The following is a 23,383-nucleotide window of genomic DNA, read 5'->3' on the forward strand; positions in this document are numbered from 1 at the left end:
CCAGAGCGGAGCGTCATGAACCGCGCGACCGCAGCGCGGCCTCGAGCGCATCGCTCGAGCACGGCTTTTGCAAACGCGGCCGGTTGACGAAATCGGGAGCGATCCGCGTCTCGTCGCCATAGCCGGTGACGAAGACGAAGGGAATTTCCAGGGCCGCCAGCCGCTCGGCGACGGCAAAGCTTTTCTCGCGGCTGAGCTCGACGTCGAGCAGTGCGAAGTCGGGCGCGCGCGCCGCGATCGCGGCCAGCGCCTGCGCCACCGATCCCACGGTGCGCACGCTCGTCACGCCAAATCCGAGCAGGCGATCCTCGAAATCGATCGCAATGATCGGATCGTCCTCGACGATCAGGACATCGGGGGGGACGTCGGACGAGCCGTCCGGGGAAGCAGGTATCATGATCCTGGCTATTGAGGGCTGCATGTTCTTACCGATCAAGGACAGCCTCATCCCGACGCCTGCGCCCAGCGCACCGGAGGGTTCCCGGAACGAAACCCACCACAGAACAGTTCTTACGTCTGTCCACTTGTGCACACAGCCGGTGATCGAGACTGGCTAGTGTTGAAAGGAGAGCAGGGGATTTACAATGGACGCGCGTATCGGGAAGGCGACGGAGGTCGGCAGCCGGCCAGCCAACAATCTGCTGCGACGCTTGAGTCCGGCCGACTATGCGCTGCTCGCGCCACACGTCATCGTTAACGATGCCGCGGCCAACGAGCTGCTCTACAGTCCCGGCGACGATGTCCAGGTCGTGCACTTTCCCTGCGGGCCGTCGCTCGCGACCTTTCTCGTTCCCAACGAAGACGGCCGCGACGTCGAGACCATCCTGGTCGGCCGCGAAGGCGCGGTCGGCGGCATCGTCAGCGAGGGATTTCTGCCGGCCTACACCCGCATCTGCGTGAAATTCGGCGGGCCGTTTGCGCGCATCCACGTCGGCAAGCTGGAGGCGGCCAAGCTGCGCTCGCCCTCGCTGCGCAACATCTTCGCCCGCTATGCCGACTGCATGCTGGCGCAGATCTTCCAGTCGACCGCCTGCAACGCGATCCACTCGATCGAGCAGCGCACGGCGAAATGGATCCTGGCGGCGATGGAGCGCACCGGCGACGAGAGCAGCGTGCCGCTGACGCATGAGCAGCTCGCGACGCTGCTCGGGGTCGGACGCAGCTATGCGAGCCGCGTGCTCCAATCGTTCAGGGCCGAAGACATCCTCGACACGCGGCGCGGCTCGATCCTGGTCCGCAACCGCGACGGCCTGCGCCAGCGCGCCTGCCTCTGCAACGAGGCGGTGAAAACCCATTTCGAGGAAGTGCTGCGCGGCGTCTACCCGACGGAGGAGGCGAGCAGCACCGGCTAACCTCTCCGGCGTGCTCCCCCTGAGCTGCCGCTCTGCGGGAGGATGCCGGCGTGCGACACCGCACGTCCGCCGTGCTATACCCGCTCCGCATGAGCGGGGCATTCCTTCACACTGTCTTCGATGTTGCGGCGTGGCTGGCGGCGGGGGCGGCGGTCTACTGGCTGTCGCGACAGGGCCTGCGGTTTCCGGCGCAATCCTTCGAGCTGCCCTACATCGCCGCGCTGGTGTTCGGCGCCGGCCTTGGCGCCTATCTGTTCGGGTCCGCCAATCTGTGGCTGTCGGGCGAGGGCGGCCTTGCGCGCTCGGTCGAGGGCGCGCTTGCCGGCGGCATCGTGGCGGTCGAGCTCTACAAATGGACCGCCGGCATCGCCTTGCGCACAGGCGCCCGGTTTGCGCTGCCGCTGGCCCTCGGCATCGCGATCGGACGGGTCGGCTGCTATTTTGCGGGCCTCGACGATTTCACCTACGGCACGCCGACGGCATTGCCCTGGGGCCATGATTTCGGCGACGGCGTTCTCCGCCATCCCGTGCAGCTCTACGAGAGCGCCGCGATGGGCGTGTTCGCGCTGCTCTACGTGCTGGCGGTCTTGAACCGGAGCGCGTTCGCGATCACCAATGGTTTCTACCTGGTTCTGCTCTACTATGGAGCGCAGCGCTTCCTGTGGGAATTCCTCAAGCCCTATGGCACGCTGATCGGCCCCCTCACGCTGTTTCACCTGCTGTCGCTGTCCATCCTGCTCTACGCCGCAATCATGCTGGCGACGGCGCCCAAAGCGAGACCTGTGCATGAACGCGCCGTTGCGTAAGTCGCGCCCCTACGTCTTCTGGGGCCAGACCCAATCCCTTTGCGAAATCTGCCTGAAGCTGGTGCCGACCAAGATCCAGATCCTCGACAACGAGGTCTGGTACGAAAAGCGGTGCAGGGAGCACGGCGTCCAGTCGACGCTCGTGTCCACCGACGCGGCCTATTGGCGTCTGTGCAAGGACTTCATCAAGCCGGGCGACCGCCCGCTGCAATTCCAGCACCGCACCGAATTCGGCTGCCCCTATGATTGCGGCCTCTGCCCGGACCACGAGCAGCATTCCTGCCTCGCGCTGATCGAGATCACCGAGCACTGCAATCTCACCTGCCCGGTCTGCTTCGCCGAATCCGCGCCAACGCGAACCAAATTCACCCCGCTCGCGACGGTCGAGAAGATGCTCGACGCGCTGGTTGCCAGCGAGGGCGAACCCGACCTCGTGCAGATTTCCGGCGGCGAGCCGACATTGCACCCGGACTTCTTCGAGATCCTGGACGCCGTGCGTGCCCGCCCGATCCGCCATGTCATGATCAACACCAACGGCCTGCGCATCGCCCGCGAAAAGGATTTCGTGGCGCGGCTCGCCGAGAACAAGCGCGGGCTCGAGGTCTATCTCCAGTTCGATTCGCTGCAGCGCGATGCACTGGTCAATCTGCGCGGCGCGGACCTGCGCAAGATCCGCCAGCAGGCGCTGGAGAATCTCGAGCATTTCGGCGTGTCGACCACGCTGGTGGCGACCATCAAGCGCGGCGTCAATGATGCCGAGATCGGCGACATCGTGCGTCACGCGCTGACATGGAAATGCGTTCGCGGCGTCACGCTCCAGCCGGTGCAGGATGCCGGCCGCAACGAGAATTTCGACAAGACCACCGATCGCATCATGCTGTCGGAGATTCGCAAGCGCGTCGTCGAGACCGGCGTTTTCGGCGACAAGGACATGATCCCGCTGCCCTGCAACCCCGAGAGCATCTCGATCGGCTACGGCCTGCGCAACGGCGAGAAGGTGCTGCCGCTGACGTCGCTGATTCCGCAGGAGCAGCTGGTTGCGGTGATGCCCAACACCATCAGCCCGGAGAAATATCCGGTGCTGCGGGAAAAATTCGTCGACCTGTTCTCGCTGTCGTCGGGGCCGCTCAACACCTCCGAACGGGTCTGCGAATTGCTGTGCTGCCTGCCGAGCTTCGAGGTGCCGGAAGGACTTTCTTACGAGAACGTGTTCCGCGTCACCATCGTGCAGTTTCTCGACCGCTTCAATTTCTGCGTCGGCAACGTCAAACGAAGCTGCATCCATTTCGTGACGGAGCAGGGTGCGATCATTCCGTTCGACACCTACAATCTGTTCTACCGCGACGGAAAGATCGACGGCATCCGCGCGGCGCTGGCCGGGCAGACGTATCGGGACGTGAGGCAGGGCGAAGAGGTGCCGCGGTGAGCGATACCGGTGCGCCTCCTCCGACTCCGAAGCCGCCGCTTCAAGCGGACGCGCCTCCGCTAGCGCCGCCACGGCGCGACGGTTGCCTGACCGCTTTCATGGTGGTCGCCGGCGTGGTGCTGCTTTTCCCCGGCCTGTGCTTCCTGGCATTCGGCGGCCAAGGCGCCCCCTTTGTCCTGATTGGGTTTGTCCTGATCGGAATTGCGATCTTCCTCTTCATCCGCGCGGCGACCCCACCCAAGCCCCGGCAGTAGCGTCGCATCATCATGAGCAACATCGAACCCCCGCCTCCGCTTTCGCTGCCGCCGCCGAACCAGCGCGGCGGCTGCCTGACCGCCCTGATGACAGGCTTCGGCGTCCTCATGCTGCTGCCGGGCCTCTGCGCGCTCCTGTTTGGCGGAATGTCGGTGTTTGAGGACGGCAGGATCGCCTCCGACATCGCGCCACTGGTCTTCCTGGGACTGGTCGTCGGCATCGGAGGCGTCGCCCTGATCTGGGCGGCCATCAAGGGGCGGAACGCCCCCACCCATCCCGGAACCTAGCCTTAAGCCCCGGGAATCCCCGGACAAAATTCAGTCAACCAACCAGCAAAGAACACATTGTTTTTTGGCGGTTTTTGCATATATTGCGCCGCAAACGCGTAGGGTGCCCGGTCGAGCTGACCGGGCTTCCTTTTTGGGCGAAACAGGCCCCGTTTTCCACGTTTCCAGCGTTGTCCGTGAAGAGGTCCCGGTCTGACCGGCGAGATCGCGCTTAACCCATTGTTCGAACGTAAAGAAGCTCACTCATGAACCTCCGCAACGTCGCCATCATCGCCCACGTCGACCACGGCAAGACGACCCTGGTCGACAAACTCCTCCAGCAGTCCGGCACGTTCCGCGAGAACCAGAAGGTGACCGATCGCGCCATGGACTCCAACGACCTGGAGCGTGAGCGCGGCATCACCATCCTGGCCAAGGCGGCCTCGGTGCAGTGGAAGGACACCCGCGTCAACATCGTCGACACCCCCGGCCACGCCGATTTCGGCGGCGAGGTCGAGCGCATCCTCAACATGGTGGACGGTGCGCTGGTGCTGGTGGACGCCGCCGAAGGTCCGCTGCCGCAGACCAAGTTCGTGGTCTCCAAGGCGCTCAAGGTCGGCCTGAAGCCGATCGTCGTCATCAACAAGGTCGACCGCCCCGACGCGCGCCCGACCGAAGTCATCAATGAGGTGTTCGACCTGTTCGCGGCGCTCGATGCCAGCGAGGAGCAGCTCGACTTCCCGATCCTCTACGGGTCGGCCAAGCAGGGCTGGATGGCCGAGAGCCCCGAGGGTCCGCAGGACAAGGGCATGGAGCCGCTTTTCGACCTGATCCTGCGCCACGTCGCGCCGCCGACGGTCGAGGAAGGTCCGTTCCGGATGATCGGCACCATCCTGGAGGCCAATCCCTATCTCGGCCGCATCATCACCGGCCGCATCTCCTCCGGCGTGCTCAAGCCGAACCAGCAGGTCAAGGTGCTGCATGCCGACGGCAAGCTGGTCGAGACCGGGCGTATCACCAAGATTCTCGCGTTCCGCGGTCTCGAGCGCACGCCGCTCGAGGAAGCCGAAGCCGGTGACATCGTCGCCATCGCGGGCCTGACCAAGGGTACGGTCGCCGACACCTTCTGCGATCCGAGCGTCGAGGTGCCGCTGCCGGCACAGCCGATCGACCCGCCGACCGTGTCGATGTCGTTCATCGTCAACAACTCCCCGCTCGCCGGCACTGAAGGCGACAAGGTGACGAGCCGCATGATCCGCGACCGTCTGCTGCGCGAAGCCGAAGGCAACGTCGCGCTGCGCGTCGTCGAAGCCGCCGACAAGGACGCGATGGAAGTCTCGGGCCGCGGCGAATTGCAGCTCGCGATCCTGATCGAGACCATGCGCCGCGAGGGCTTCGAGCTCTCGGTGTCGCGCCCGCGCGTCGTGTACCAGAAGGACGAAGCCACCGGCGCCGCCATGGAGCCGATCGAGGAAGTCGTGATCGACGTCGACGAGGAGCATTCCGGCGTCGTCGTGCAGAAGATGAGCGAGCGCAAGTCCGAGCTGGTCGAGATGAAGCCGTCCGGCGGCAACCGCCTGCGCCTGGTGTTCTACGCGCCGACCCGCGGCCTGATCGGCTACCAGGGCGAGCTGCTCACCGACACCCGCGGCACCGCGATCATGAACCGCCTGTTCCACGGCTACGCGCCGTACAAGGGCGAGATCCAGGGCCGCCGCAACGGCGTGCTGATCTCCAACGACCAGGGCGAGGCCGTGGCCTACGCCATGTTCAAGCTGGAGGATCGCGGCCCGATGATGATCGAGCCGGGCTGGAAGGTCTACAAGGGCATGATCGTCGGCGAGCACACCCGCGACAACGATCTCGAGATCAACGTGCTCAAGGGCAAGCAGCTCACCAACATCCGCACGACGTCGAAGGACGAAGCCGTGCGCCTGACCCCGCCGATCCGCATGACGCTGGAAAAGGCGCTCGCCTATATCGAGGACGACGAGCTCGTCGAGGTCACCCCGAAGTCGATCCGCCTGCGCAAGAAGCACCTCGACCCGAACGAGCGCAAGCGCGCGGAGAAGTCCAAGGAAGCGGTGGCGTAAGCTACGCTCTTAATGACTGTCGTGCCCCGGCTTGACCGGGGCACCCAGTACGCCGCGACTTCTCAGTAGACGACTACTGTCTCTGGAATACTGGATCACCCGCTTTCGCGGGTGATGACAGCTGTGCACGTGACGGCTTCAGCACCCCCAGCGAACGTGCTAGAGCCCGCCCATGAGCTCCCTTCCCTCCTCCGTTGATGTCGCGATCATCGGCGCCGGTGCCGCCGGGCTTGGCGCGGCGCACGCGCTGGCGGGCTCAGGCCTCTCCGCCATCGTGCTGGAGGCGCGGGACCGGCTCGGCGGCCGCGCCTGGACCGTGCAGGCCTCGCCCGAGGTGACGTTCGACGTCGGCTGCGGCTGGCTGCATTCGGCGGATCAAAACTCCTTCGTCGCAATCGCAAAGCAGCTCGATTTCGAGGTCAACAAGGACCTGCCGCCCTGGCGCGAGCGCGCCTTCGGTAACGCGTTTCCGCAGAGCCAGCGCGACGAATTCATGCGCGCGATGGACGCGTTCTATGAGCGCCTCTGGCAGGCCGCGCAAAAGGGCAAGGACGAGCCCGCGAGCCTGAGCCTCGAGCCCGGCAATCGCTGGAACCCGATGATCGACGCGATCTCGACCTACATCAACGGCTGCGAGCTGAAGGACATGTCGACGCTCGACTGGGATGCCTATGAGGACACCAACTTCAACTGGCGCATCCGCCGCGGCTACGGCACGCTGGTTGCGGCCTATGGCGCGCCCTGCCCGGTGGCGCTGAACTGCATGGTCACGCTGATCGATCATTCCGGCCAGCACGTCCGCCTCGAGACGTCGCAGGGCACGCTGACCGCCGGCAAGGTGATCGTCACCGTGCCGACCAATCTGATCGCCGATGAGGCGATCCGCTTCTCGCCACAGCTCCCGGCCAAGGTCGATGCCGCAGCCGGCCTGCCGCTCGGCGTCGACGACAAGGTGACACTGGCGCTTAGCGATGCCGACGCCTTCCCTAGGGAAGGCAATTTGCGCGGCGCCACTATGCGCACCGCGATGGGCACCTACCACATCCGCCCGTTCGGCCAGCCCTGCATCGAAGGCTTTTTCGGCGGCAGTTTTGCAAGGGAGCTTGAGGACGCCGGCGAAGGCGCGATTGCCGCGCAGAGCATCAACGAGATCGCGGGCTTTCTCGGCAACGACATCCGCCGCAAGCTGAAGCCGCTGTATGAGTCGCGCTGGGCGCGTGATCCCTTTGCCCGAGGCTCGTATTCACATGCGCTCCCGGGGCATGCAGGGGATCGGGCGGTCCTGGCGGCGCCGGTGGATGGCCGACTGTTCTTTGCCGGAGAAGCGACGTCGCCGAACTTCTTCACCACGGCGCATGGGGCGCGGGATTCAGGAGAGCGGGCGGCGACGGAAGTGCTGGCGGCGATTGGGAATCGCTAGCCCTTGAATATTTTGTCTCTATGAAATTTTAGAAAGAGTGCGTTCGGGTAGAACGCTGGATCATTTGGCAGATTAATCGTGCGGCTTTGATTGAGGAGCCGCAGGGCGTCGCCCGGCACATGATTTTCCGCGGTTAGGATTTTGTAGTCATCTCCTATCGAGACAAGACCTCGGTCAAACATCCAGTGTACCGTTCCGGAAAGCGCTAGCCCATTGCGAACCGAGTCGGGCCCCTTCTCTGCTACGGGCTGAATGTGCGCCGCCTGAACTTCAGGGCGGCCGCCTCCATTGATAAGTCGGAGTCCGGTCATCGCACATCGATTCTCGTACGCAGCGCGAACGTTGTACATGAATGACTTTTCGCGGAATGGACGCGAAATTGTCATCTCGATGATTGGGCGTTCGAAGGGAGTGTTCGGCTCAGATATTTCGAATTGACGCGACTGATGGCGCGGCGGCCCCTCTCCGAGGATCGGCGCGAATCCGGCTTTCAAAATCTGATCGAACTCCGTATCCGGTATCAACCTAACAGCCCGACCAAAAGCACCCTTGTTAGTACTTCCATCTGACTTTCTTAGGGCGCTTTCGTAGTAATGGCTGCCCTCAGCGAAGGGCACCGGTCGGTCGAAATCCAGATAGTCATCTACGAGAGCGTAGTAGTGATCTGCTTTGTTCTTGTCTTCGATGAGGTTCACTATGCGAGCGACTCCGAAGTACGATTGCCGCCCACCGAAGCTCGATAGCTCTACTGTCGTGCGCCTGGGCTCATAATAGAGAACATAGTCTCCGACCGCCTGCTGAACCTGATTGAGATAGGTACGAGGAAAATGGTAGCGGACCTCTGGCAGGTCTTTGTACCCCGGAGTTACTTTCGTTGTGAGAACTGCCTTCGACATTCCCTAGACTTTATAGCTCCCGAGGTTTGTCTCCTTATAGACTAACAGCAGATTCTCAGCACAACCAAAATCATTCGATCACCCTCGCCCGCGACTCCGCATCAGGCACGAAGCAGGAATCATACTTCCCGAAGATGCGATAGCGGTTGCGGGCGATGAGGCTGTACACCGCATCGCGCAGTGGCTTGGGCACGGCGAATAGCATGCGCACCCAACCCCATCCCGGCAATTGCGACAGCACCGTCAGCGCTGCATCCGACTTCATGAACGCCTCGCCGCCGTGGATCACGGCGTTGGTGTCGGGATCATCAGGATCGATGCCGAACGTTCGTGCGAGCCGCGTTCCATAGTCCGACTGGATCGGCGTGAAACGAAACCTCTTCGCCTTATCGCGCTTTGCCACGAAGCGGACCCAGCGCGAGCAGAAGATGCAGACGCCGTCGAACAGGATCACGTCGTCGTCGGGCCATTTTGGCATCAGCGATTATCCAACATCAAGAGCGCGACGAACATCAAAACGATCGCCGGTCCCGTCTTGACCAGCGCACCGAGCGGCTCGATCCAGAGATCCGGCGTGAGGATCGCCGCGCCGAACATATAGCCGAGCGAGGCGGCGATGCCTGCACCCAGGCCGATCGCCGCGGTGCGGCGGAAGGCGATCAGCACGCCGATGCTCATGTCCATCAGGCTGGTGCCGATGGTGATGGGATCGACCAGCGCAGGCGGAAAATTGTGCGCGCTCAGAATGCCGGCGGCGGCGCGGTAGGAGACGAACAGCGCGATGAAGCCGGAGACGAGCCAGAACGCGACCAGGCTCGCGAAGATCAGCGCCTTGACCAGGAACAGCCGCGCGAACCATTTGTCCTGGATGGTGGCGGGGTGGCGCCCGATCGTCTCGGTCAGCGTCTTCGGCACGATGCCCGTGGCGGCAATCCACGCCGAGGGATCACCTCGCACGCCGCGGCGCAGCTCGGCGATGGCGGTGGAGCGCATCGGCGGCATCCAGCCGAGATGACTGGCGAAATCGCCGATTTTCGCGCCGAGATCGAGCATGAAGGACGGCATCGTGACGCGTGGCCAACCAGCCGTGCCGAACGCGAGCCGAAAATGCTTGATGACGCCAGCCATGGTGACCGGCTCTGATAGCATCAGGTCCCAGCTCACTGATTTCACGGATGCATCGTCGCTGTCGCGCGCGGCGAGCCAGGCGATGGTGGCAGCGATGTCCTCGACGGCGACGGGCTGGAACGGCATCGCCATCTCCGCGCGCGGCAAGTCGAGTGGAAAGGCCGCGAGCGCGCGCAGCATGGCGCTGCCGCCATAGGCTGACGGTGCGACCACGAAGCCGGGCCGCAGGATGGCGTGGTCAATTCCGGAGGCCGCGATCAACCGTTCGGCTTCGCGCTTGGTCGTGGCGAAAGCGGTGCGGTCGGCTTCGGCCATTCCCGGAATCGAGATGTGCACGAGGCGGATCGCGCGGCCGCTGCCGCCGATCGCCTGAAGCAGACGCGCGACGAAATCGCGATGCACCGCGCCTGTGTCGCTGCCCGGCCCATCCTGCAGCACGCCAAGACAATTCACGACGACATCCACGGCCTGCTCGCGCAGCAGGCGCGTCAGCGCGCCTGCATCGAGCGAGAGGATCGGCAGCTCAATGTCCAGCGCGCTCATCTTCTGCGCGGGCGACAGGCTGCGCGCCACGCCGACGACGCGAATGCCTCGCGCGCGCAGATCGTCGGTGACGAAGCGGCCGATCAGGCCGGAGGCGCCGAGCACCAGGATGGTTCGCTGGTTCATCATTCCCTCAAAACGGCTTGGCGACCATCAGCCAGAGGATCAACATCGTCGCGCCGAAGCCGGGGAAACCGAACGCGAACCAGCGGCGGAACAAGACGAAGTAACGCTCCGGCAGGACGGTGCGCTGCTCGGAAGCCTTGCGCGCGAGATCGCGCATCTCGATCTGCATGAAGACGACGGGGATCCAGAACAGGCCTGCGACGGCATAGAGCGCGAGCGAAACGAGCAGCCAACGCTCCGTGAACGACGTGGCCGAGAGCATCATCAGCAGGCCGCCGCTGACCGGCTGCAAGATCACCGCTGACAGCGTGAAGATGGCGTCCGCAATCACCACCACCGAAGCGGTGCGCGCAATGAAGTCCACATCGTTCGTGCGATGCGCCATCAGCATGAAGAAGGCGATGCCGGTGCCGGTGCCGAGGATGACGATGGCGCCAAGCACGTGCAGGTATTTGACCAGGAAATACAGCGTCATGGTTTCTTCGCCAACGCCGGCTTCAGCGCGCGCTCGAGTTCGCTGCTGGCGGCTTTGACGCCGGCTTCGGTTTCGATCATCCAGTGCCCCTCGCTGCCCGCCGCGGGCAGTGCGCGGAAATCGACCTTGCCGCCACCGCCGCGAAATGCATCTGCCAGCGACTTCGAAAATGCCGGCGGGAAATAGCTGTCATTGCCCGCAACGAGCCATGTAACGGGAATGCGCGCCGCCTTGCCGAATTCAGCGGCAGCCGCGAGAAGCGTGTGTGGCGCACAGATCCGGTTCGGTTCGTCATCGGCATGGCCGCCGCGCCCCGGCGCAAACACTGTGATCGCGGAGATCGCCTTCGGATCGGCATTGGCGAGGCCCAGCGCGCCCCAGCCACCGGCGGAATGGCCGACCACGATCGCGCCATCCCGGCGGATGAAATCCTGCTTTCGCAAATGGTCCAGTGCCAGCGAAATTTCTCCGGCCGTCGCACGACCCGAGCGCGCGTAGTCCGCTTCGTCGCAGCCGCCCTGGTCCTCGACATAGCGACCACCGGTTGCACCATGGCCGAGCCGTTCCGGCACCAGCACGGCAAAGCCGCGCGCGACAAGGAAGGCTGCGAGCGCGCGGTATTCCGGCTGCGGCATTTGTGCGCGACGCAACACATTCTGCGTCGAGGCATGCGCGATGACCGCAAGTCGGAATGGGCCGGCTCCGAACGGGCGAAACAGCAGCGCATGCGCGGCAATGTCGCTATCCGGCGACGGCACACGCCATTCCTGCCGGCGAAACGGCTCGCCTTCCTCGCCCGATGCACCGAACGTGACCTGAGCGCACAGAGGCGGCGCGGTCAGCAGGGCCAGCAGAGAAAGGAGCGCAAGGATGTTGAAGAGCCGCATGAATTGCCGGAGGCGAACACGGACAGCGAGGGCCACACTAACGGGAACGAATCATCCTGGGCGGACTTTCTGCGTTGCCATCGCCGTTCATTGGTTGCCGCAACGGAGTTTTGCACCGACACATGGCAGTTCGTTGCCGTTCAAGGCAGCGCCTTGTCCTCTTTCGGTACAACAACCGTTAAATACTGATGCAGAAAGTCCACAGGTTAACCGATAATTAACGTTAGGTCTTGCCGCCGACGCGGCGACTTGATTTGATCGTGTCCATGAGCACAACCCTGATCGAGGTCCGGCCGGCCAAAGCCGCAGATGCAACTGCGGTGGCGTCAACCCATGACGAAGCCTGGCGCTCGGCCTATCAGGGCATCATTCCCGGCGCCGAGCTGGAGAAGCTGATCAACCGCCGCGGTCCGCAGTGGTGGGACAGCGCGATCCGCAAGGGCAGCCGCGTCAGCGTATTGGTGTTCGGCGACAAGATTGCGGGCTATGCCAATTACGGCCGTAACCGTGCCCGCAGTCTGCACTTCGACGGCGAGATCTACGAGCTCTATCTGCGGCCGGAATTCCAGGGCCTCGGCTTTGGCCGTCGCCTGTTCGCCGCCGCCCGCCGCGATCTGATGCAGAGCGGGCTGAAGAGCATGGTTGTGTGGGCGCTCTCGGACAACGATCCGGCGACCGAGTTCTACCGGGCCCTGGGCGGCCGCATGGTGGCGCGTTCTTCGGAACGATTCGGGCCGAAGTCGCTCGACAAGGTTGCCTTCGCTTGGACCAATTGAGCTGCTGAAAGTCTAGCCGGCAGCGTTTCCCATCCGTCGATACCGTTTGCCGCTTGTGCCGGTGATCGCTGGATTCATTATTTCACAAAAACACGATGGATTGGGGGGCCAAGCCCGCGTATGACAGCGCCCAAATCGCTGCCGGGCGCGATTTAACCTCGGCAACAACGGAGCCTTGAATGCGTATCGATGCGGTCTCGATCGGGAAGAACGTCCCACAGGACGTCAATGTCATCATCGAAGTCCCCGTGGGCGGTGAACCGATCAAATACGAGATGGACAAGGAGGCCGGCACGCTGGTGGTCGACCGCTTCCTCTACACGCCGATGCGTTACCCCGGTAACTACGGCTTCATTCCGCACACGCTGTCGGACGACGGCGATCCCTGCGACGTCCTGATCGTCAACACCCGCGCCATCATCCCCGGCGCCGTCATGAGCGTGCGCCCGGTCGGCGTGCTGTTCATGGAAGACGAAGCCGGTGGCGACGAGAAGATTCTCGCCGTGCCGTCGTCGAAGCTGACGCAGCGCTACGACAAGGTGAAGACCTATTCCGACCTGCCGGACATCACGCTGCAGCAGATCCAGCACTTCTTCGAGCACTACAAGGATCTCGAGAAGGGCAAATGGGTGAAGATCTTGCGCTGGGGCGGCCCGGAGGACGCGCACAAGCTGATCCTCGAAGGCATGGACCGCGAGAAGAAGAAGAAGGGCTGATCGCCATTCCGGGGCGCCTCGAAGAGGCGAACCCGGAACCTCGAGATTCCGGGTTCGATGCTGCGCATCGCCCCGGAATGACGAACAGCTACACCGCCGGCTTCGCCAGCCCCGCGATCGCGCAAGCGGCCCGCAGCGTATTCACCAGCAAGCACGCGACCGTCATCTGGCCGACGCCGCCCGGCACGGGCGTGATGGCGCCGGCCACCGCGAGCGCTTCCTGATAGGCGACGTCACCGACGAGGCGCGTCTTGCCGTCGTCCTTCGGGATCCGGTTGATGCCGACGTCGATCACGGTCGCGCCGGGCTTCAGCCAGTCGCCGCGCACCATCTCGGCTCTGCCGACCGCGGCGTAGACGAGATCGGCGCGCCTCACGAGGCCGGGCAAATCGCGCGAGCGCGAATGCGCGATCGTCACCGTGGCGTTCTCGTTCAGCAGCAACTGCACCAGCGGGCGGCCGACCAGGTTGGAACGGCCGATGACGATAGCGTTCATGCCCTCGAGCGAGGCGTGAACGCTCTTGGTCAGGATGATGCAGCCGAGCGGCGTGCAAGGTGACAGCGCCTCCAAGCCGCCGGCAAGCCGGCCGGCATTGTTCGGATGCAGGCCATCGACGTCCTTGGCGGGATCGATGGCGTTGACGACGGCCTCGGTGTTCAGACCCTTCGGTAGTGGCAGCTGCACCAGAATGCCGTGCACGGCCGGATCGCGATTGAGTTTTGCGACCAGCGCCAGCAGATCGCCTTGCGACACGTCGGCCGGCAGCTTGTGCTCGAACGACGCCATGCCGGCGGCCTGGGTCTGGGTCTGCTTGGAGCGGACATAGACCTCGCTCGCCGGGTCGTTGCCGACCAGGACCACCGCAAGGCCCGGCACCAGATTGTGCTCGCGCTTGACGCGGGCGACCTCGTCGGCCACGCGCGCCCGGAGGTCCGCGGCAATGACTTTTCCATCGATGATCTTGGCCGTCATGTCAGTTCCCTTGGTCTGTCGATTTGGCCGAAGCAAGCCGGCGCAGGGCTTCGCCAAGCCGCGCCGGATCGCCGTCGACCGCGATCTGCTTCAGCCGCGAGGTCGCTCCGGACAGGAGTTTTACGCTGGCCTTGGGGACGCCAAGCGATTTCGCCAGCAGGACCAAGACGGCCTTGTTGGCCTCGCCACCATCGGCGATCGCGCGCACCCGCACCTTGAGCACGCTGCGGCCATCGGCCAGCCGCTCGATCCCGTCGATGTCGTCGCGGCCGCCGCGCGGCGTCACCCGCAACGCGATGCTGATGCCCGCGGCCGAGTAACGCCAGGGTTCCTTGCAAGCGTCGTTGGCAACCAAGGCGCTCCAGCCTGCCTAGATCACGTTCGGGTAGATGTAATACAGGATCACCCGCTCGATGAACATGATGAGCAGGATCAGGATGATCGGCGAAATATCGAGCCCGCCGAGGCTGGGCAGGAAATTGCGAATCGGCGCCAGCAGCGGCTCGGTGATCCGGTAGAGGAACTCCGCCACCGCCGAAACGAACTGGTTGCGGGTGTTCACCACGTTGAAAGCGATCAGCCAGGACAGGATCGCGGAGGCGATCAGCAGCCAGACGTAGAGGTCGAGCACGATGATGACGATGTCGAGAACGGCACGCATGGCTTTTGAAGACTCTGGCTTTTGAAAACACTGGCTGCGGTCGGGATTGACGCCTTTTGCTAGATATCGGTTCCCCCCGGCCCAAACAAGGGAAGTTCGGGCGCCGGAATGGCTAAAACCGCGTTACGCCCGTCCTTGACTTGACCTTGGCAGGGACTTAAATGGCGCCCGGTTGTCGGCCGCGTTTACCAGAGCGGCCAGCAAACGGGGCCATAGCTCAGCTGGGAGAGCGCGTCGTTCGCAATGACGAGGTCGGCGGTTCGATCCCGCCTGGCTCCACCACGCTTCGCCCTTCGGGCTACGCGTGGCGCAGCCACGAGGAGCCCGAAGGGTGAAGCGTGGTGTCCGGCGAAGCCCAAAGGGCGAAGACGGACCATTTCAGCAAGTCAACAAACTTGGCCAAGACCGCTCGGGCTACGCGTGGCGCAGCCACGAGGAGCCCGAAGGGTGAAGCGTGGTGTCCGGCGAAGCCCAAAGGGCGAAGACGGACCATTTCAGCAAGTCAACAAACTTGGCCAAGACCGCTCGGGCTACGCGTGGCGCAGCCACGGGGAGCCCAAAGGGTGAAGCGTGGTGTCCGGCGAAGCCCAAAGGGCGAAGACGGACTGTTAGAATCTCCCCCTACCTCCCCGTAAACCGCGGCGGCCGCTTCTCCATGAAGCTCGCGACGCCCTCCCGGAAATCGCTGCCGCCCAGCGCCACCATCATCTCCCGGTTGGCGTCGATCGTGGCCTCGGCCAGCGTCTGGAACGGCACCTCGTAGAGCTGGCGCTTGATCACGGCCATCGCGCTCGGCGAGACGAAATCGGCGAGGTCGCGCGCATAGGCGTAGGTTTCCTCGCGGAGCTTCTCCGGCGAGCAGAGACGGTTGACCAGCCCGATCCGCAGCGCCTCGTCGCTCGAAACACGGCGCGCCGAGAGCAACAGATCCATCGCGTTGGCATGGCCGACGATGCGCGGCAGCATCCAGCTGATGCCGTGCTCGGCAATCAGGCCGCGCCGCGCGAAGGCGGTCGTGAACACGGTATTGTCGGCGGCGAAGCGCAGGTCGCAATAGAGCGCGTGCACGAGGCCGATGCCCGCGGTCGCGCCGTTGAGCATGGCGATGACGGGCTTTCCGATCGACGGATAGAAGCCGTAACGCGTCTGCCAGTCCGGACGGCGATTCATGTCGAAGGGCGGCAGGTTCGATGCGCGCCTGACGTCGTCGGGGTCGAGCCCTTTCAACGCATCCATGTCGGCGCCGGCGCAGAAGGCGCGGCCCGCGCCGGTGAGCACGATGACGCGGACATTGTCGTCGGCGCTCGATGCTTCCATCGCATGGCGCACGTCGCGCTCCATCGTCGGCGTCCACGCGTTCATGCGGTCCGGGCGGTTGAGCGTGATGGTTGCGACCTTGTCGCTCACCTCATAGAGAATGTGTTCATAGGCCATGACGCTCTCCCTTGTCTGCCGGCGCAATTTCGCGCGCGCTCGTTGGGAGCGAGCCTAGCATATCCAGGGATGAAGCAAGGGCCGGCGCGCTGTTTGCGCGATCACTCGGCGGCTTGCGCCAGCAGCGGCCGGCGCGTCAGCCAGCCATTGATGAAGTGATCGAGCCAGGCGCGTTCTGCGACATCGTACACGGCACGGTCCGCGAAATGATGATGCCGCTCGCGCGCACCGGGCGCGCTGAACCCGTCATAGCCGCGCGTGGTCCAGCGATGCATCATGGCGTAGGTCACGTCAGGATGAAACTGCACGCCGAAGGCGTTGCCGGCGCGGAACGCCTGCACCGGAAAATCATCGCCTTCCGCAAGCAGCTCAGTGCCGGCCGGCAGTTCGAATCCCTCGCGGTGCCAGTGATAGACCTGCGCCGGCCAGGCCGGGCAGAGCGCGTGGCCCGCGGCCGTCGGGCGGATCGGGTAGTAGCCGATCTGGGTCAGGGCCTCCGCATGCGGCGCGACGCGGGCCCCGAGCTGCATCGCCAGCATCTGCGCACCGAGGCAGATGCCGAGGAACGGCCGCTGTTCGCGGAGCGGAATTTCGATCCAGTCGATCTCGCGGCGGATGTAGTCGTCGGGATCGTTGGCGCTCATGGGGCCGCCGAAAACCACGGCGCCGGCATGCTGATCGAGCGTCTGTGGAAGGGGATCGCCAAAGCGGGGACGGCGGATGTCGAGGCGATGGCCGAGCGCGCGCAGCGCATTGCCGACACGGCCGGGCGTCGAGGATTCCTGGTGCAGGACAATCAGAACCGGCAACCGGGCTTCAGGACGAGCAGCAGATGCGCCAGGGGCCCTTCTCTTCGGGAAGGGCACCAATTCCGCGCCACCAAACCTGTCCGTCCGGAACGACATTGCCTTTCCAAATGCTAATCGGTTCAGACCGCCAGCATAGCTAAGCGATGGTTAACATCGTGTGAGTTCGCGCACACACGACACCGATTAAGGAAGCAAGCTCCGGGCCACGACGGGCGCTTCGAGCGTTCTCTAGTGCCTCTGCCGCTGGAAGCGACTGGTGGCGGACAAAATGAAGCCGCGCGGAAAGAAACGCAGCGCGAATGGAACAATCTTGATGCCGAGACCGGGCAGCACTGCCCGTTTATTTGCCATCAGCCCACGATAGGCCTCCCGTGCAACGTCGGAGGCAGGAACATTGAGAAGGGCCGTATTATGTCCGGATCCAACGCCGGCGCGCGCCTGGAATTCGGTAGGCACCGGACCCGGGCAAAGTACGGTGACGCGGACGCCGCGCGGCGCGAGCTCCGCCCGCAAGGCCTCGGTGAGAGAAATCACATAGGCCTTGGACGCGTAATAGACCGCCATGCCGGGGCCGGGCAGGAAGCCGGCGATCGAGCCGACATTGAGAAGACCGCCCTTGTTCCTGACGAGCTGATCGGCAAATCGCAGCGACAGATCCGTCAGAGCCCGGACGTTGACATCGACGATGCCAACCTGCTCGTCGCGATCGCACTCGATTGCATCGCCGAACACGCCGAAGCCGGCATTGTTGACGAGATGGTCGAGCTCGACACCTTCGGCGGCGAGCGCTGCCGCGATCTTTTCTCCGGCGTCTGCTTCCTGAAGATCGCAGGCGATGACGATCGGCTTCTTGCCGCCCTTGGCGGCGAGCTCGTTCGCGAGCGCCTCGAGCCGGTCCGCACGCCGCGCCGTCAGCGCGAGACGGTGTCCATTCGCGGCGAACACCCGCGCCAGCTCCGTGCCGATGCCCGCCGAGGCACCGGTGATCAACGTTACCCGCTCAGTCACGATCGAAGTCTCTTGAATTGAAGTTTTTTAGGCCTGCAATGACGGAACGAGAGCATAGGCCGTACGTGACAGGCAAGCGGCGCTGACAGCATGGCCGCTTGAGTGGGCACCAGAGAGGGCAGAAAACCCACAGATTTGCCGGCAAACCCGGGACAAGGCGGCCGGGGGCTACATTAAAGTTTCGTCATGTGATCTGCACAACCGGCCACCCGCCGTGTTGGACGCAATCAGCCGCCGACGGCGCCGTCCTTCACCTGGCTACCGGCGCGGTCCGCCACGGCGTGCTTCAGGTCGATCCGGTCGCGCTGGGCAATCCCGAGCAGGTCGGAGGCGCGCCAGACCACGTTGTCCTCGAACTCGGAGACCTGGCCGTCGGCATAGACCAGCTCCCACATCATCTGGACGATGCGCTTACGGCCCGCTTCGTCGAGCGAGCGCATGATGACGCTGGTAAAGTGATAGAGGTCGACCGCCTCGCCCTCGACCTGGGTTGCATCGGCGATCAAACGATCGGCGGTGCCGCGATCAAGCCCGAAATGGCTTTCGATCAGGCTGTGCAGCTTGCGCTGCTCGGCCGCCGTCGGTTGGCCGTCGAGCGAGACCACATGGACCAGCAACGCGGTCGCCGCCAGCCGATAATCGCTGTCGCCGAATGCGCGGTCCTGGGCTTGGGGAGCCACAATGTCGGCGATGAATTGGCGCAAGCCGTCGAGCATGAAGTCCTACCGAAATCGATGACGCCGCGGGGGCGCGGCGTCTACCAGCCTTATATGAGCGGGAAACTCAACCGGCGCAACGTGTGTCAGCTCCGGGCGCGGCATTACGTTTCGGCAATCTAGAGGGCTGTGATTTTGGCGTAGAGCAAGCCAAGTCCTCAGATGTCGTCCCGGCGAAGGCCGGGACTCATAACCACAGGCTGTGGTTTGGCGAAGACTTTGGCGACGACCAGCCTGCCCACTTCAGAAATCACGCGGTATGGGTCCCGGCCTTCGCCGGGACGACACCAACTCACGGTATCTCGTACACCACCATCTTGTCGGCGATGCCGCGCAATGCGGCCTGCTTCTGGATCGGCTTGATCGCGCGCTGCTCCAGCACTTCCGCCACGGCCGGCGCATCCAGCACTGGCCCCGTGATGTGGATCTCCTGTGCGGTCGACAGGCTCTGCACGCGCGCGGCGATGTTGACGGTCTGGCCGAAATAATCCTGACGCTCGTTGAGCATCACCGCGAGGCACGGCCCCTCATGGATGCCGATCTTGACGATGAGGTCAGCGGTGCCGCGCTGCTTGTTGAGCTCGTCCATCGCCGCGCGCATCCGCAGGCCCGCGACGATCGCGTGCTCGGGACGGATGAAGGTCGCCATCACGGCATCGCCGATGGTCTTCACCACCGCGCCCTTCTCGGAGGAGATGATCTCGAGCAGCGCATGGAAATGCGCGCGCACGAGATCGAAGGCGGCGAGATCGCCCACCCGCTCGTAGAGCGCGGTCGATCCCTTCAGATCCGTGAACAGAAATGTCAGGGACGTGATCTGGAGCCGCTGGTCGACACTGAGATTGTCCGCCTTGAACACATCGCGGAACGTCTGGTTCGACAACATCCGCTTGGCGGTGAGGAACGGCTTGCGCTTGCCGATGAGGTGATGAAGCGCCTCGGCCGCGATGAAGACCGACGGCAGCACACGCACGCCGGCCTGGTTCTCCAGCGACAGCCGCAGCGGGCCCGGCCGCATGGTCGTGGTGCCCGTTGGCGCCTGCACCCTGTTGTACATGATCGCGAACTGCTGGCGATCCTTGGTCGGCTCGCCCTGCACGTCGATGAAATGAGCGGAGTGCGTCACCGGCTCGAAGATGATGATGAAGTCGTTCGGCAGCTGCAGCGACATGGTCGCCTTCTCGCCGGCCGGCAGCTCCATCGTATCCAGCGTCACCTCGTTGGCCAGCGTCGCAAACGATTCCTTGTTGAAGTCGACGCCGGAGCTCCAGAACACCTGCTTGAAGTACTCCCACACCGGAAGCGTATCCGGGTCGTGCGCCGCGATGCGCCGGACGCGTGGATTCACGGTGAAGGAAACCTCGACCTGGTCGTCCACGGAGGCCTTGTAGCCGCAGGCACAGAGTGCGCAGTGGTAATCGTCCGGCTTGAGCGCCTTCAGCGTCGCGTGAGCACCGAGCACGCCACCGCAGCCCGGACACAGCACGTTCCAGCCGAGATCAAACAGCCCGAGCCGCGCCGCATGCAGGAAGGCGGAGATCGCGCGCTCTTCGTCGACACCATGCTGCCTGGCGAAATCGAGGACATTGACGCGGTTGAGCTCATGATCCTCGCCGTCCTCGATGAGGCGCGCAATTTCATCGACCGCCTTCGGATCGGCGGTCTGCTTCAGAACGGAAAACTGGGCCTGGATGTCGCTCATGGCGTAACTCTATCTAGGGTCGATCACGCCATTGGCCAGGCGATTGCCTGTCACCGACGCGTGATGCGGAACATGGGTGAACGGTCCGGCTGGGTCGTGACGACGCCATGCGGGATCACGGGAGCCGTATCGACCAGCTCGACGCGGAACGCACCGATCAGCCGGGCCAGCGCCAGCACGGATTCGGCTTGCGCAAACGGCGCGCCGACGCACACGCGCGGACCCGCGCCGAACGGCAAATAAGCGAAACGGTCGGGTGCTTCAGTCGACATGAAGCGCTTTGGAACGAACGCGTCCGGCTGATCCCACAGCTTTTCGTGCCGGTGCAGCAGCCAGGGCGCGATCATGATGATGTCGCCCCTGCCGATCTCGATTCCGGCCACACTGTCCTTCTCGCGCGCGGCACGCGCGATGAGGAAGGCGGGCGGATAGAGCCGCATGGTTTCCTCGATCACCGCACGGGTGAATTTCTGGCGATCGATGTCGGCCATGCTGTCGAGATGTTCGCCGCGAGTCTCGGACGCCACCTCCTCCTGCGTATCAGGATCGAGCGCGAGCAGATAGAGCGCCCAGAACAGCGCGGTCGCCGTGGTTTCGTGACCGGCGAGAATCATGGTCGCGACTTCGTCGATGAGCTGCGCGTCGGAAAAGCCCTTGCCCGTTTCAGGATCGCGCGCCTCGTCCATGAGGTCGAACAGGTCGCGCGGCGGCGCGCCGTCCTTTTTCCCGGCGGCGCGCCGCTCGGCGATCAGCATCGCGACGAATTCGGTCCAGCGCTTGCGGAATCGGGCGCGGGCAAAATCCATCGGGCTCGGCCAGGACACCGGCAGCAGCATGTCGAGGAAATAGGGCCGTCCCAGCCGCTCGCCATATTCCATGACGAAGTTGCGCAAGGTGGGGCCATGCCGGTCCATGCCGAACGAGAACATCGTGCGCCCGGCGATCTCGAGCGTCATGCGCTGCATGGCCTCGCGCAGATCAACGGTCTCGCCGTTGCGCGCATCCAGCTTCGCGATGGTCTCGTCGAGCACCGCCGTCATGTGCGGAACGAGATTTGCGGTGGCGCGCGGCGTGAAGGCCGGCGCGAGCGTGCGGCGCTGAAACGTCCAGGCATGACCTTCCGCAATCAGAAGGCCTTCGCCGAGCACGGGACGCAGCATGCGGATGCCGGCCGGCGTGCGCGTGTAGTTCTCGTAATTGCTGAGCAGGACATGCCGGATCGCGTCCGGACGGTTCAGGATGAAGCTCTTATGGAGGAAGAAGCGGCCCTCGAGAACGTCCTCCTCATAGGCGCGCTGCCCCCAGGTTGCGATCATGTTCTGCCTGATCACCGCGACCCGGCCGAAGAACGACATGTCGTCCGGCGCACGCGGCGGCGTCGGAGGGACGATGGGCCGACGCACGCTGGCGATATTCATGGCTCTCTCCCGCAGATGTGACGCAGGCAAATAGCTAGTAAGTCAGCTCGGCGACCGCAATCCTGTTCTCGGAGGCAGGCCAGAGGCGTGCCACAATCCGTTCTTCGCCGAACTGGGCCACGATGTTACGCCCGATCTCGCTGGCCGGAAGCCGCAATGTTGCTGCCGAATCCGTGGGTACGCCCGGCTTGACGTCGGCCGGCTCCTTGCCGTCGAGCAGAACGACATCCCGCGGCAGGCCGAAATAGCCGCGCGGACGTGACATGATCACGACAGCGCCGGCGTCCTTGTCCGCCGGCCCGAGCGGACGCGCGGCGCGCAGGTGGACGACGTCGGACGAGCGCGGAAAGGGCGAGCGATAGAAGTGCGTGGTCGGCGCATCCGGCGACGCGAGGGCGAATTCGAGCGACCAGGAGGATTCGACCTGCGCCGGCCCCCAGCGGCCATCGGCGCCGGTCTTCGAGCTGTGCACCGCATTGCCCTTGCGCTCACCGGTATCAGGATCGACGCGGAAGATATCGACGGTTGCGCCCGCTACTGGGCGATTGGTCGGCACGCCGCCCGGCGTTCCCGTGACGAGGCCACTCAGCCTGACGCTCGGTTCCGGCACAATCGCGATGCGCGCGGGCTCGCGGCCGGCGATGAACTTGTAGATCTCGCGGAAGGCGCGCGGGTGAAACGCCACCTCGCGATGATCGAGCGCTCCGAGCACGAGGTTGGTAGCCCCCTGCAGCTCCGGCCCCTCGGTGGTGACACCGGTCGGCGTGCCGGGCTTGCCGATGAAGCGGCCGTCGGCTTGCGCGTATTTGTCCATGCCATCGCTGCGCAAGGTGAGGAAAGCCGTGCCCGGCGTCACCTCGCTCTCGCCCCCGTTCATCCCGCGCAGGAACGCGCCGCGGCCGTTGAACTCGCTGTTGGGCTGGTCGTCGGTCGCGAACACGCCGTGATTGGGCGTGCCGCACAGGACGGCGTGGCTGACGTCGGCCGTACCGCCGTTCCTGATGACATTGCGGATCGCATAGCCTCCGCGCGAGCTGCCGACCAGCGCCACGCGAGGTGCGCCGGTGCGGCGCTTCAGCTCGGCGATGGCGGCAATGAGCTCGCGGCGCTGGTCCTCGGTCGAGGAGCGGTTGGCCTGTTCGACCTTGTCGTCGTTCCGCGCCAGGGGATCGGTGAAGTTGATCGCCAGCATGCGATCGCGCGCAACGCCATTGGATTCCATCCGCCACATCGTGGTCATCCAGAGCGCGCCGTAATCGCCATTGCCGTGGACGAACAGGATCGGCGGCACTTCGGCGCCCTGCGCCGCGGGCGCAGTTTGAGCGAAAGCGTCCATCCGGATGCTCGCAAGCGCAAAAGACAACGTGCCGGCACCCTGCAAGATCGTCCGTCGCGACAGCTTCATCTGTTCCTCCCCGGCAAAACCGCCTCTTTGCACCGCTTATAGCGTCCTAAACACTGGACAGCGAAGGACTTTCGCGGGCATCACTGAATTTG

Annotated in this window: 25 protein-coding genes and 1 tRNA gene; 10 read left to right on the forward strand and 16 right to left on the reverse strand. The window is 64.2% G+C overall.

The window, feature by feature from the left end:
* Positions 1–13 precede the first annotated feature (13 nt).
* Positions 14–397: a response regulator gene (locus tag E4K65_RS38620; RefSeq protein WP_235885921.1), complete on the reverse strand. Its 384-nt coding sequence runs from the start codon at positions 395–397 to the stop codon at positions 14–16.
* 187 nt (positions 398–584) lie between these two features.
* On the opposite strand from E4K65_RS38620, the gene E4K65_RS38625 reads away from it, so the two are divergent.
* The 7 genes from E4K65_RS38625 to E4K65_RS38655 all read left to right on the forward strand — a co-directional run bounded on the left by E4K65_RS38625 (position 585) and on the right by E4K65_RS38655 (position 7,618).
* A complete protein-coding gene (locus E4K65_RS38625; RefSeq protein WP_135178559.1) occupies positions 585–1,352 on the forward strand; it encodes a Crp/Fnr family transcriptional regulator in 768 nt (255 codons plus the stop codon).
* Between the two features lie 89 nt (positions 1,353–1,441).
* A complete protein-coding gene (locus tag E4K65_RS38630) occupies positions 1,442–2,158 on the forward strand; it encodes a prolipoprotein diacylglyceryl transferase (RefSeq protein ID WP_167771509.1) in 717 nt (238 codons plus the stop codon).
* On the forward strand, positions 2,139–3,584 hold the full coding sequence (locus E4K65_RS38635) for a radical SAM protein (RefSeq protein ID WP_135178561.1): 1,446 nt from the start codon (positions 2,139–2,141) through the stop codon (positions 3,582–3,584). Before E4K65_RS38630 ends, E4K65_RS38635 begins: the two co-directional genes overlap by 20 nt.
* 98 nt (positions 3,585–3,682) lie before the next feature.
* On the forward strand, positions 3,683–3,838 hold the full coding sequence (locus E4K65_RS49865) for a hypothetical protein (protein WP_347340982.1): 156 nt from the start codon (positions 3,683–3,685) through the stop codon (positions 3,836–3,838).
* 12 nt (positions 3,839–3,850) lie between these two features.
* Complete coding sequence (locus E4K65_RS38645; protein WP_135178563.1) at positions 3,851–4,126, forward strand: hypothetical protein; 276 nt, start codon at positions 3,851–3,853, stop codon at positions 4,124–4,126.
* 245 nt (positions 4,127–4,371) lie between these two features.
* Positions 4,372–6,198, forward strand: a complete 1,827-nt coding sequence (gene typA, locus E4K65_RS38650; protein WP_135178564.1) for a translational GTPase TypA — start codon at positions 4,372–4,374, stop codon at positions 6,196–6,198.
* A gap of 172 nt (positions 6,199–6,370) precedes the next feature.
* The gene (locus E4K65_RS38655) at positions 6,371–7,618 is read left to right on the forward strand and encodes a flavin monoamine oxidase family protein (RefSeq protein WP_135178565.1); all 1,248 of its coding nucleotides are present in this window, start codon (positions 6,371–6,373) and stop codon (positions 7,616–7,618) included.
* Here E4K65_RS38655 and E4K65_RS38660 read toward each other — a convergent pair.
* The 5 genes from E4K65_RS38660 to E4K65_RS38680 form a co-directional block, all read right to left on the reverse strand.
* On the reverse strand, positions 7,615–8,313 hold the full coding sequence (locus E4K65_RS38660; protein ID WP_235885922.1) for an HNH endonuclease: 699 nt from the start codon (positions 8,311–8,313) through the stop codon (positions 7,615–7,617). The genes E4K65_RS38655 and E4K65_RS38660 overlap by 4 nt on opposite strands.
* 271 nt (positions 8,314–8,584) lie before the next feature.
* A complete protein-coding gene (locus E4K65_RS38665) occupies positions 8,585–8,992 on the reverse strand; it encodes a thiol-disulfide oxidoreductase DCC family protein (RefSeq protein ID WP_135178567.1) in 408 nt (135 codons plus the stop codon).
* Positions 8,992–10,311, reverse strand: a complete 1,320-nt coding sequence (locus E4K65_RS38670; protein ID WP_167771499.1) for an SDR family oxidoreductase — start codon at positions 10,309–10,311, stop codon at positions 8,992–8,994. Before E4K65_RS38670 ends, E4K65_RS38665 begins: the two co-directional genes overlap by 1 nt.
* Before the next feature lie 7 nt (positions 10,312–10,318).
* Positions 10,319–10,786, reverse strand: coding sequence for a DUF2269 family protein (locus E4K65_RS38675; protein ID WP_135178569.1), 468 nt, complete (start codon positions 10,784–10,786; stop codon positions 10,319–10,321).
* The gene (locus tag E4K65_RS38680) at positions 10,783–11,673 is read right to left on the reverse strand and encodes a dienelactone hydrolase family protein (protein WP_135178570.1); all 891 of its coding nucleotides are present in this window, start codon (positions 11,671–11,673) and stop codon (positions 10,783–10,785) included. The genes E4K65_RS38675 and E4K65_RS38680 overlap by 4 nt, the downstream gene beginning before the upstream one ends.
* A 266-nt stretch (positions 11,674–11,939) precedes the next feature.
* Between E4K65_RS38680 and E4K65_RS38685 the strand changes: the two genes are divergently transcribed.
* The gene (locus tag E4K65_RS38685) at positions 11,940–12,449 is read left to right on the forward strand and encodes a GNAT family N-acetyltransferase (RefSeq protein ID WP_008136728.1); all 510 of its coding nucleotides are present in this window, start codon (positions 11,940–11,942) and stop codon (positions 12,447–12,449) included.
* A gap of 179 nt (positions 12,450–12,628) precedes the next feature.
* Positions 12,629–13,165, forward strand: a complete 537-nt coding sequence (gene ppa / locus E4K65_RS38690) for an inorganic diphosphatase (RefSeq protein WP_092189393.1) — start codon at positions 12,629–12,631, stop codon at positions 13,163–13,165.
* A gap of 88 nt (positions 13,166–13,253) precedes the next feature.
* Here ppa and folD read toward each other — a convergent pair whose 3' ends face one another.
* From folD to E4K65_RS38705, 3 genes are read right to left on the reverse strand one after another with little or no spacing between them, the layout of a single operon-like run.
* Positions 13,254–14,138 carry a bifunctional methylenetetrahydrofolate dehydrogenase/methenyltetrahydrofolate cyclohydrolase FolD gene (folD, locus tag E4K65_RS38695; RefSeq protein ID WP_135178571.1) on the reverse strand — a complete coding sequence of 295 codons (885 nt, stop codon included), beginning with the start codon at positions 14,136–14,138 and terminating at the stop codon, positions 13,254–13,256.
* 1 nt (position 14,139) lies between these two features.
* On the reverse strand, positions 14,140–14,493 hold the full coding sequence (locus E4K65_RS38700; protein WP_135178572.1) for a DUF167 domain-containing protein: 354 nt from the start codon (positions 14,491–14,493) through the stop codon (positions 14,140–14,142).
* 15 nt (positions 14,494–14,508) lie between these two features.
* Positions 14,509–14,799, reverse strand: coding sequence for a YggT family protein (locus E4K65_RS38705; protein ID WP_008539240.1), 291 nt, complete (start codon positions 14,797–14,799; stop codon positions 14,509–14,511).
* Positions 14,800–15,005: 206 nt separating this feature from the next.
* Here E4K65_RS38705 and E4K65_RS38710 point away from each other — a divergent pair.
* A tRNA-Ala gene (locus E4K65_RS38710) sits at positions 15,006–15,081 on the forward strand.
* Between the two features lie 339 nt (positions 15,082–15,420).
* Here E4K65_RS38710 and E4K65_RS38715 read toward each other — a convergent pair.
* The 7 genes from E4K65_RS38715 to E4K65_RS38745 form a co-directional block, all read right to left on the reverse strand.
* A complete protein-coding gene (locus E4K65_RS38715; protein ID WP_135178573.1) occupies positions 15,421–16,233 on the reverse strand; it encodes an enoyl-CoA hydratase in 813 nt (270 codons plus the stop codon).
* Between the two features lie 101 nt (positions 16,234–16,334).
* Complete coding sequence (locus E4K65_RS38720; protein ID WP_135178574.1) at positions 16,335–17,138, reverse strand: glutamine amidotransferase; 804 nt, start codon at positions 17,136–17,138, stop codon at positions 16,335–16,337.
* A gap of 132 nt (positions 17,139–17,270) precedes the next feature.
* Positions 17,271–18,050 carry an SDR family NAD(P)-dependent oxidoreductase gene (locus E4K65_RS38725; protein WP_027543863.1) on the reverse strand — a complete coding sequence of 260 codons (780 nt, stop codon included), beginning with the start codon at positions 18,048–18,050 and terminating at the stop codon, positions 17,271–17,273.
* Between the two features lie 227 nt (positions 18,051–18,277).
* Complete coding sequence (locus E4K65_RS38730; protein WP_135178575.1) at positions 18,278–18,766, reverse strand: tellurite resistance TerB family protein; 489 nt, start codon at positions 18,764–18,766, stop codon at positions 18,278–18,280.
* Between the two features lie 292 nt (positions 18,767–19,058).
* Positions 19,059–20,468, reverse strand: a complete 1,410-nt coding sequence (locus E4K65_RS38735; protein WP_135178576.1) for an adenylate/guanylate cyclase domain-containing protein — start codon at positions 20,466–20,468, stop codon at positions 19,059–19,061.
* 50 nt (positions 20,469–20,518) lie between these two features.
* Positions 20,519–21,886: a cytochrome P450 gene (locus E4K65_RS38740; RefSeq protein ID WP_135178577.1), complete on the reverse strand. Its 1,368-nt coding sequence runs from the start codon at positions 21,884–21,886 to the stop codon at positions 20,519–20,521.
* A 34-nt stretch (positions 21,887–21,920) separates the two neighbouring features.
* A complete protein-coding gene (locus tag E4K65_RS38745; protein WP_167771500.1) occupies positions 21,921–23,291 on the reverse strand; it encodes a hydrolase in 1,371 nt (456 codons plus the stop codon).
* Positions 23,292–23,383 lie beyond the last annotated feature (92 nt).

The sequence above is a fragment of the Bradyrhizobium niftali genome (assembly GCF_004571025.1).
GTDB classification, from domain to species: Bacteria; Pseudomonadota; Alphaproteobacteria; order Rhizobiales; family Xanthobacteraceae; genus Bradyrhizobium; species Bradyrhizobium niftali.

What these genes read in the sequence shown, in the direction of transcription:
- E4K65_RS38620 (WP_235885921.1), bottom strand. Translation starts at nt 397, where the DNA reads ATGATACCTGCTTCCCCGGACGGCTCGTCCGACGTCCCCCCCGATGTC.
- E4K65_RS38625 (WP_135178559.1), top strand. Translation starts at nt 585, where the DNA reads ATGGACGCGCGTATCGGGAAGGCGACGGAGGTCGGCAGCCGGCCAGCC.
- E4K65_RS38630 (WP_167771509.1), top strand. Translation starts at nt 1,442, where the DNA reads ATGAGCGGGGCATTCCTTCACACTGTCTTCGATGTTGCGGCGTGGCTG.
- E4K65_RS38635 (WP_135178561.1), top strand. Translation starts at nt 2,139, where the DNA reads ATGAACGCGCCGTTGCGTAAGTCGCGCCCCTACGTCTTCTGGGGCCAG.
- E4K65_RS49865 (WP_347340982.1), top strand. Translation starts at nt 3,683, where the DNA reads ATGGTGGTCGCCGGCGTGGTGCTGCTTTTCCCCGGCCTGTGCTTCCTG.
- E4K65_RS38645 (WP_135178563.1), top strand. Translation starts at nt 3,851, where the DNA reads ATGAGCAACATCGAACCCCCGCCTCCGCTTTCGCTGCCGCCGCCGAAC.
- typA (WP_135178564.1), top strand. Translation starts at nt 4,372, where the DNA reads ATGAACCTCCGCAACGTCGCCATCATCGCCCACGTCGACCACGGCAAG.
- E4K65_RS38655 (WP_135178565.1), top strand. Translation starts at nt 6,371, where the DNA reads ATGAGCTCCCTTCCCTCCTCCGTTGATGTCGCGATCATCGGCGCCGGT.
- E4K65_RS38665 (WP_135178567.1), bottom strand. Translation starts at nt 8,992, where the DNA reads ATGCCAAAATGGCCCGACGACGACGTGATCCTGTTCGACGGCGTCTGC.
- E4K65_RS38670 (WP_167771499.1), bottom strand. Translation starts at nt 10,311, where the DNA reads ATGAACCAGCGAACCATCCTGGTGCTCGGCGCCTCCGGCCTGATCGGC.
- E4K65_RS38675 (WP_135178569.1), bottom strand. Translation starts at nt 10,786, where the DNA reads ATGACGCTGTATTTCCTGGTCAAATACCTGCACGTGCTTGGCGCCATC.
- E4K65_RS38680 (WP_135178570.1), bottom strand. Translation starts at nt 11,673, where the DNA reads ATGCGGCTCTTCAACATCCTTGCGCTCCTTTCTCTGCTGGCCCTGCTG.
- E4K65_RS38685 (WP_008136728.1), top strand. Translation starts at nt 11,940, where the DNA reads ATGAGCACAACCCTGATCGAGGTCCGGCCGGCCAAAGCCGCAGATGCA.
- ppa (WP_092189393.1), top strand. Translation starts at nt 12,629, where the DNA reads ATGCGTATCGATGCGGTCTCGATCGGGAAGAACGTCCCACAGGACGTC.
- folD (WP_135178571.1), bottom strand. Translation starts at nt 14,138, where the DNA reads ATGACGGCCAAGATCATCGATGGAAAAGTCATTGCCGCGGACCTCCGG.
- E4K65_RS38705 (WP_008539240.1), bottom strand. Translation starts at nt 14,799, where the DNA reads ATGCGTGCCGTTCTCGACATCGTCATCATCGTGCTCGACCTCTACGTC.
- E4K65_RS38715 (WP_135178573.1), bottom strand. Translation starts at nt 16,233, where the DNA reads ATGGCCTATGAACACATTCTCTATGAGGTGAGCGACAAGGTCGCAACC.
- E4K65_RS38720 (WP_135178574.1), bottom strand. Translation starts at nt 17,138, where the DNA reads ATGTCGTTCCGGACGGACAGGTTTGGTGGCGCGGAATTGGTGCCCTTC.
- E4K65_RS38730 (WP_135178575.1), bottom strand. Translation starts at nt 18,766, where the DNA reads ATGCTCGACGGCTTGCGCCAATTCATCGCCGACATTGTGGCTCCCCAA.
- E4K65_RS38735 (WP_135178576.1), bottom strand. Translation starts at nt 20,468, where the DNA reads ATGAGCGACATCCAGGCCCAGTTTTCCGTTCTGAAGCAGACCGCCGAT.
- E4K65_RS38740 (WP_135178577.1), bottom strand. Translation starts at nt 21,886, where the DNA reads ATGAATATCGCCAGCGTGCGTCGGCCCATCGTCCCTCCGACGCCGCCG.
- E4K65_RS38745 (WP_167771500.1), bottom strand. Translation starts at nt 23,291, where the DNA reads ATGAAGCTGTCGCGACGGACGATCTTGCAGGGTGCCGGCACGTTGTCT.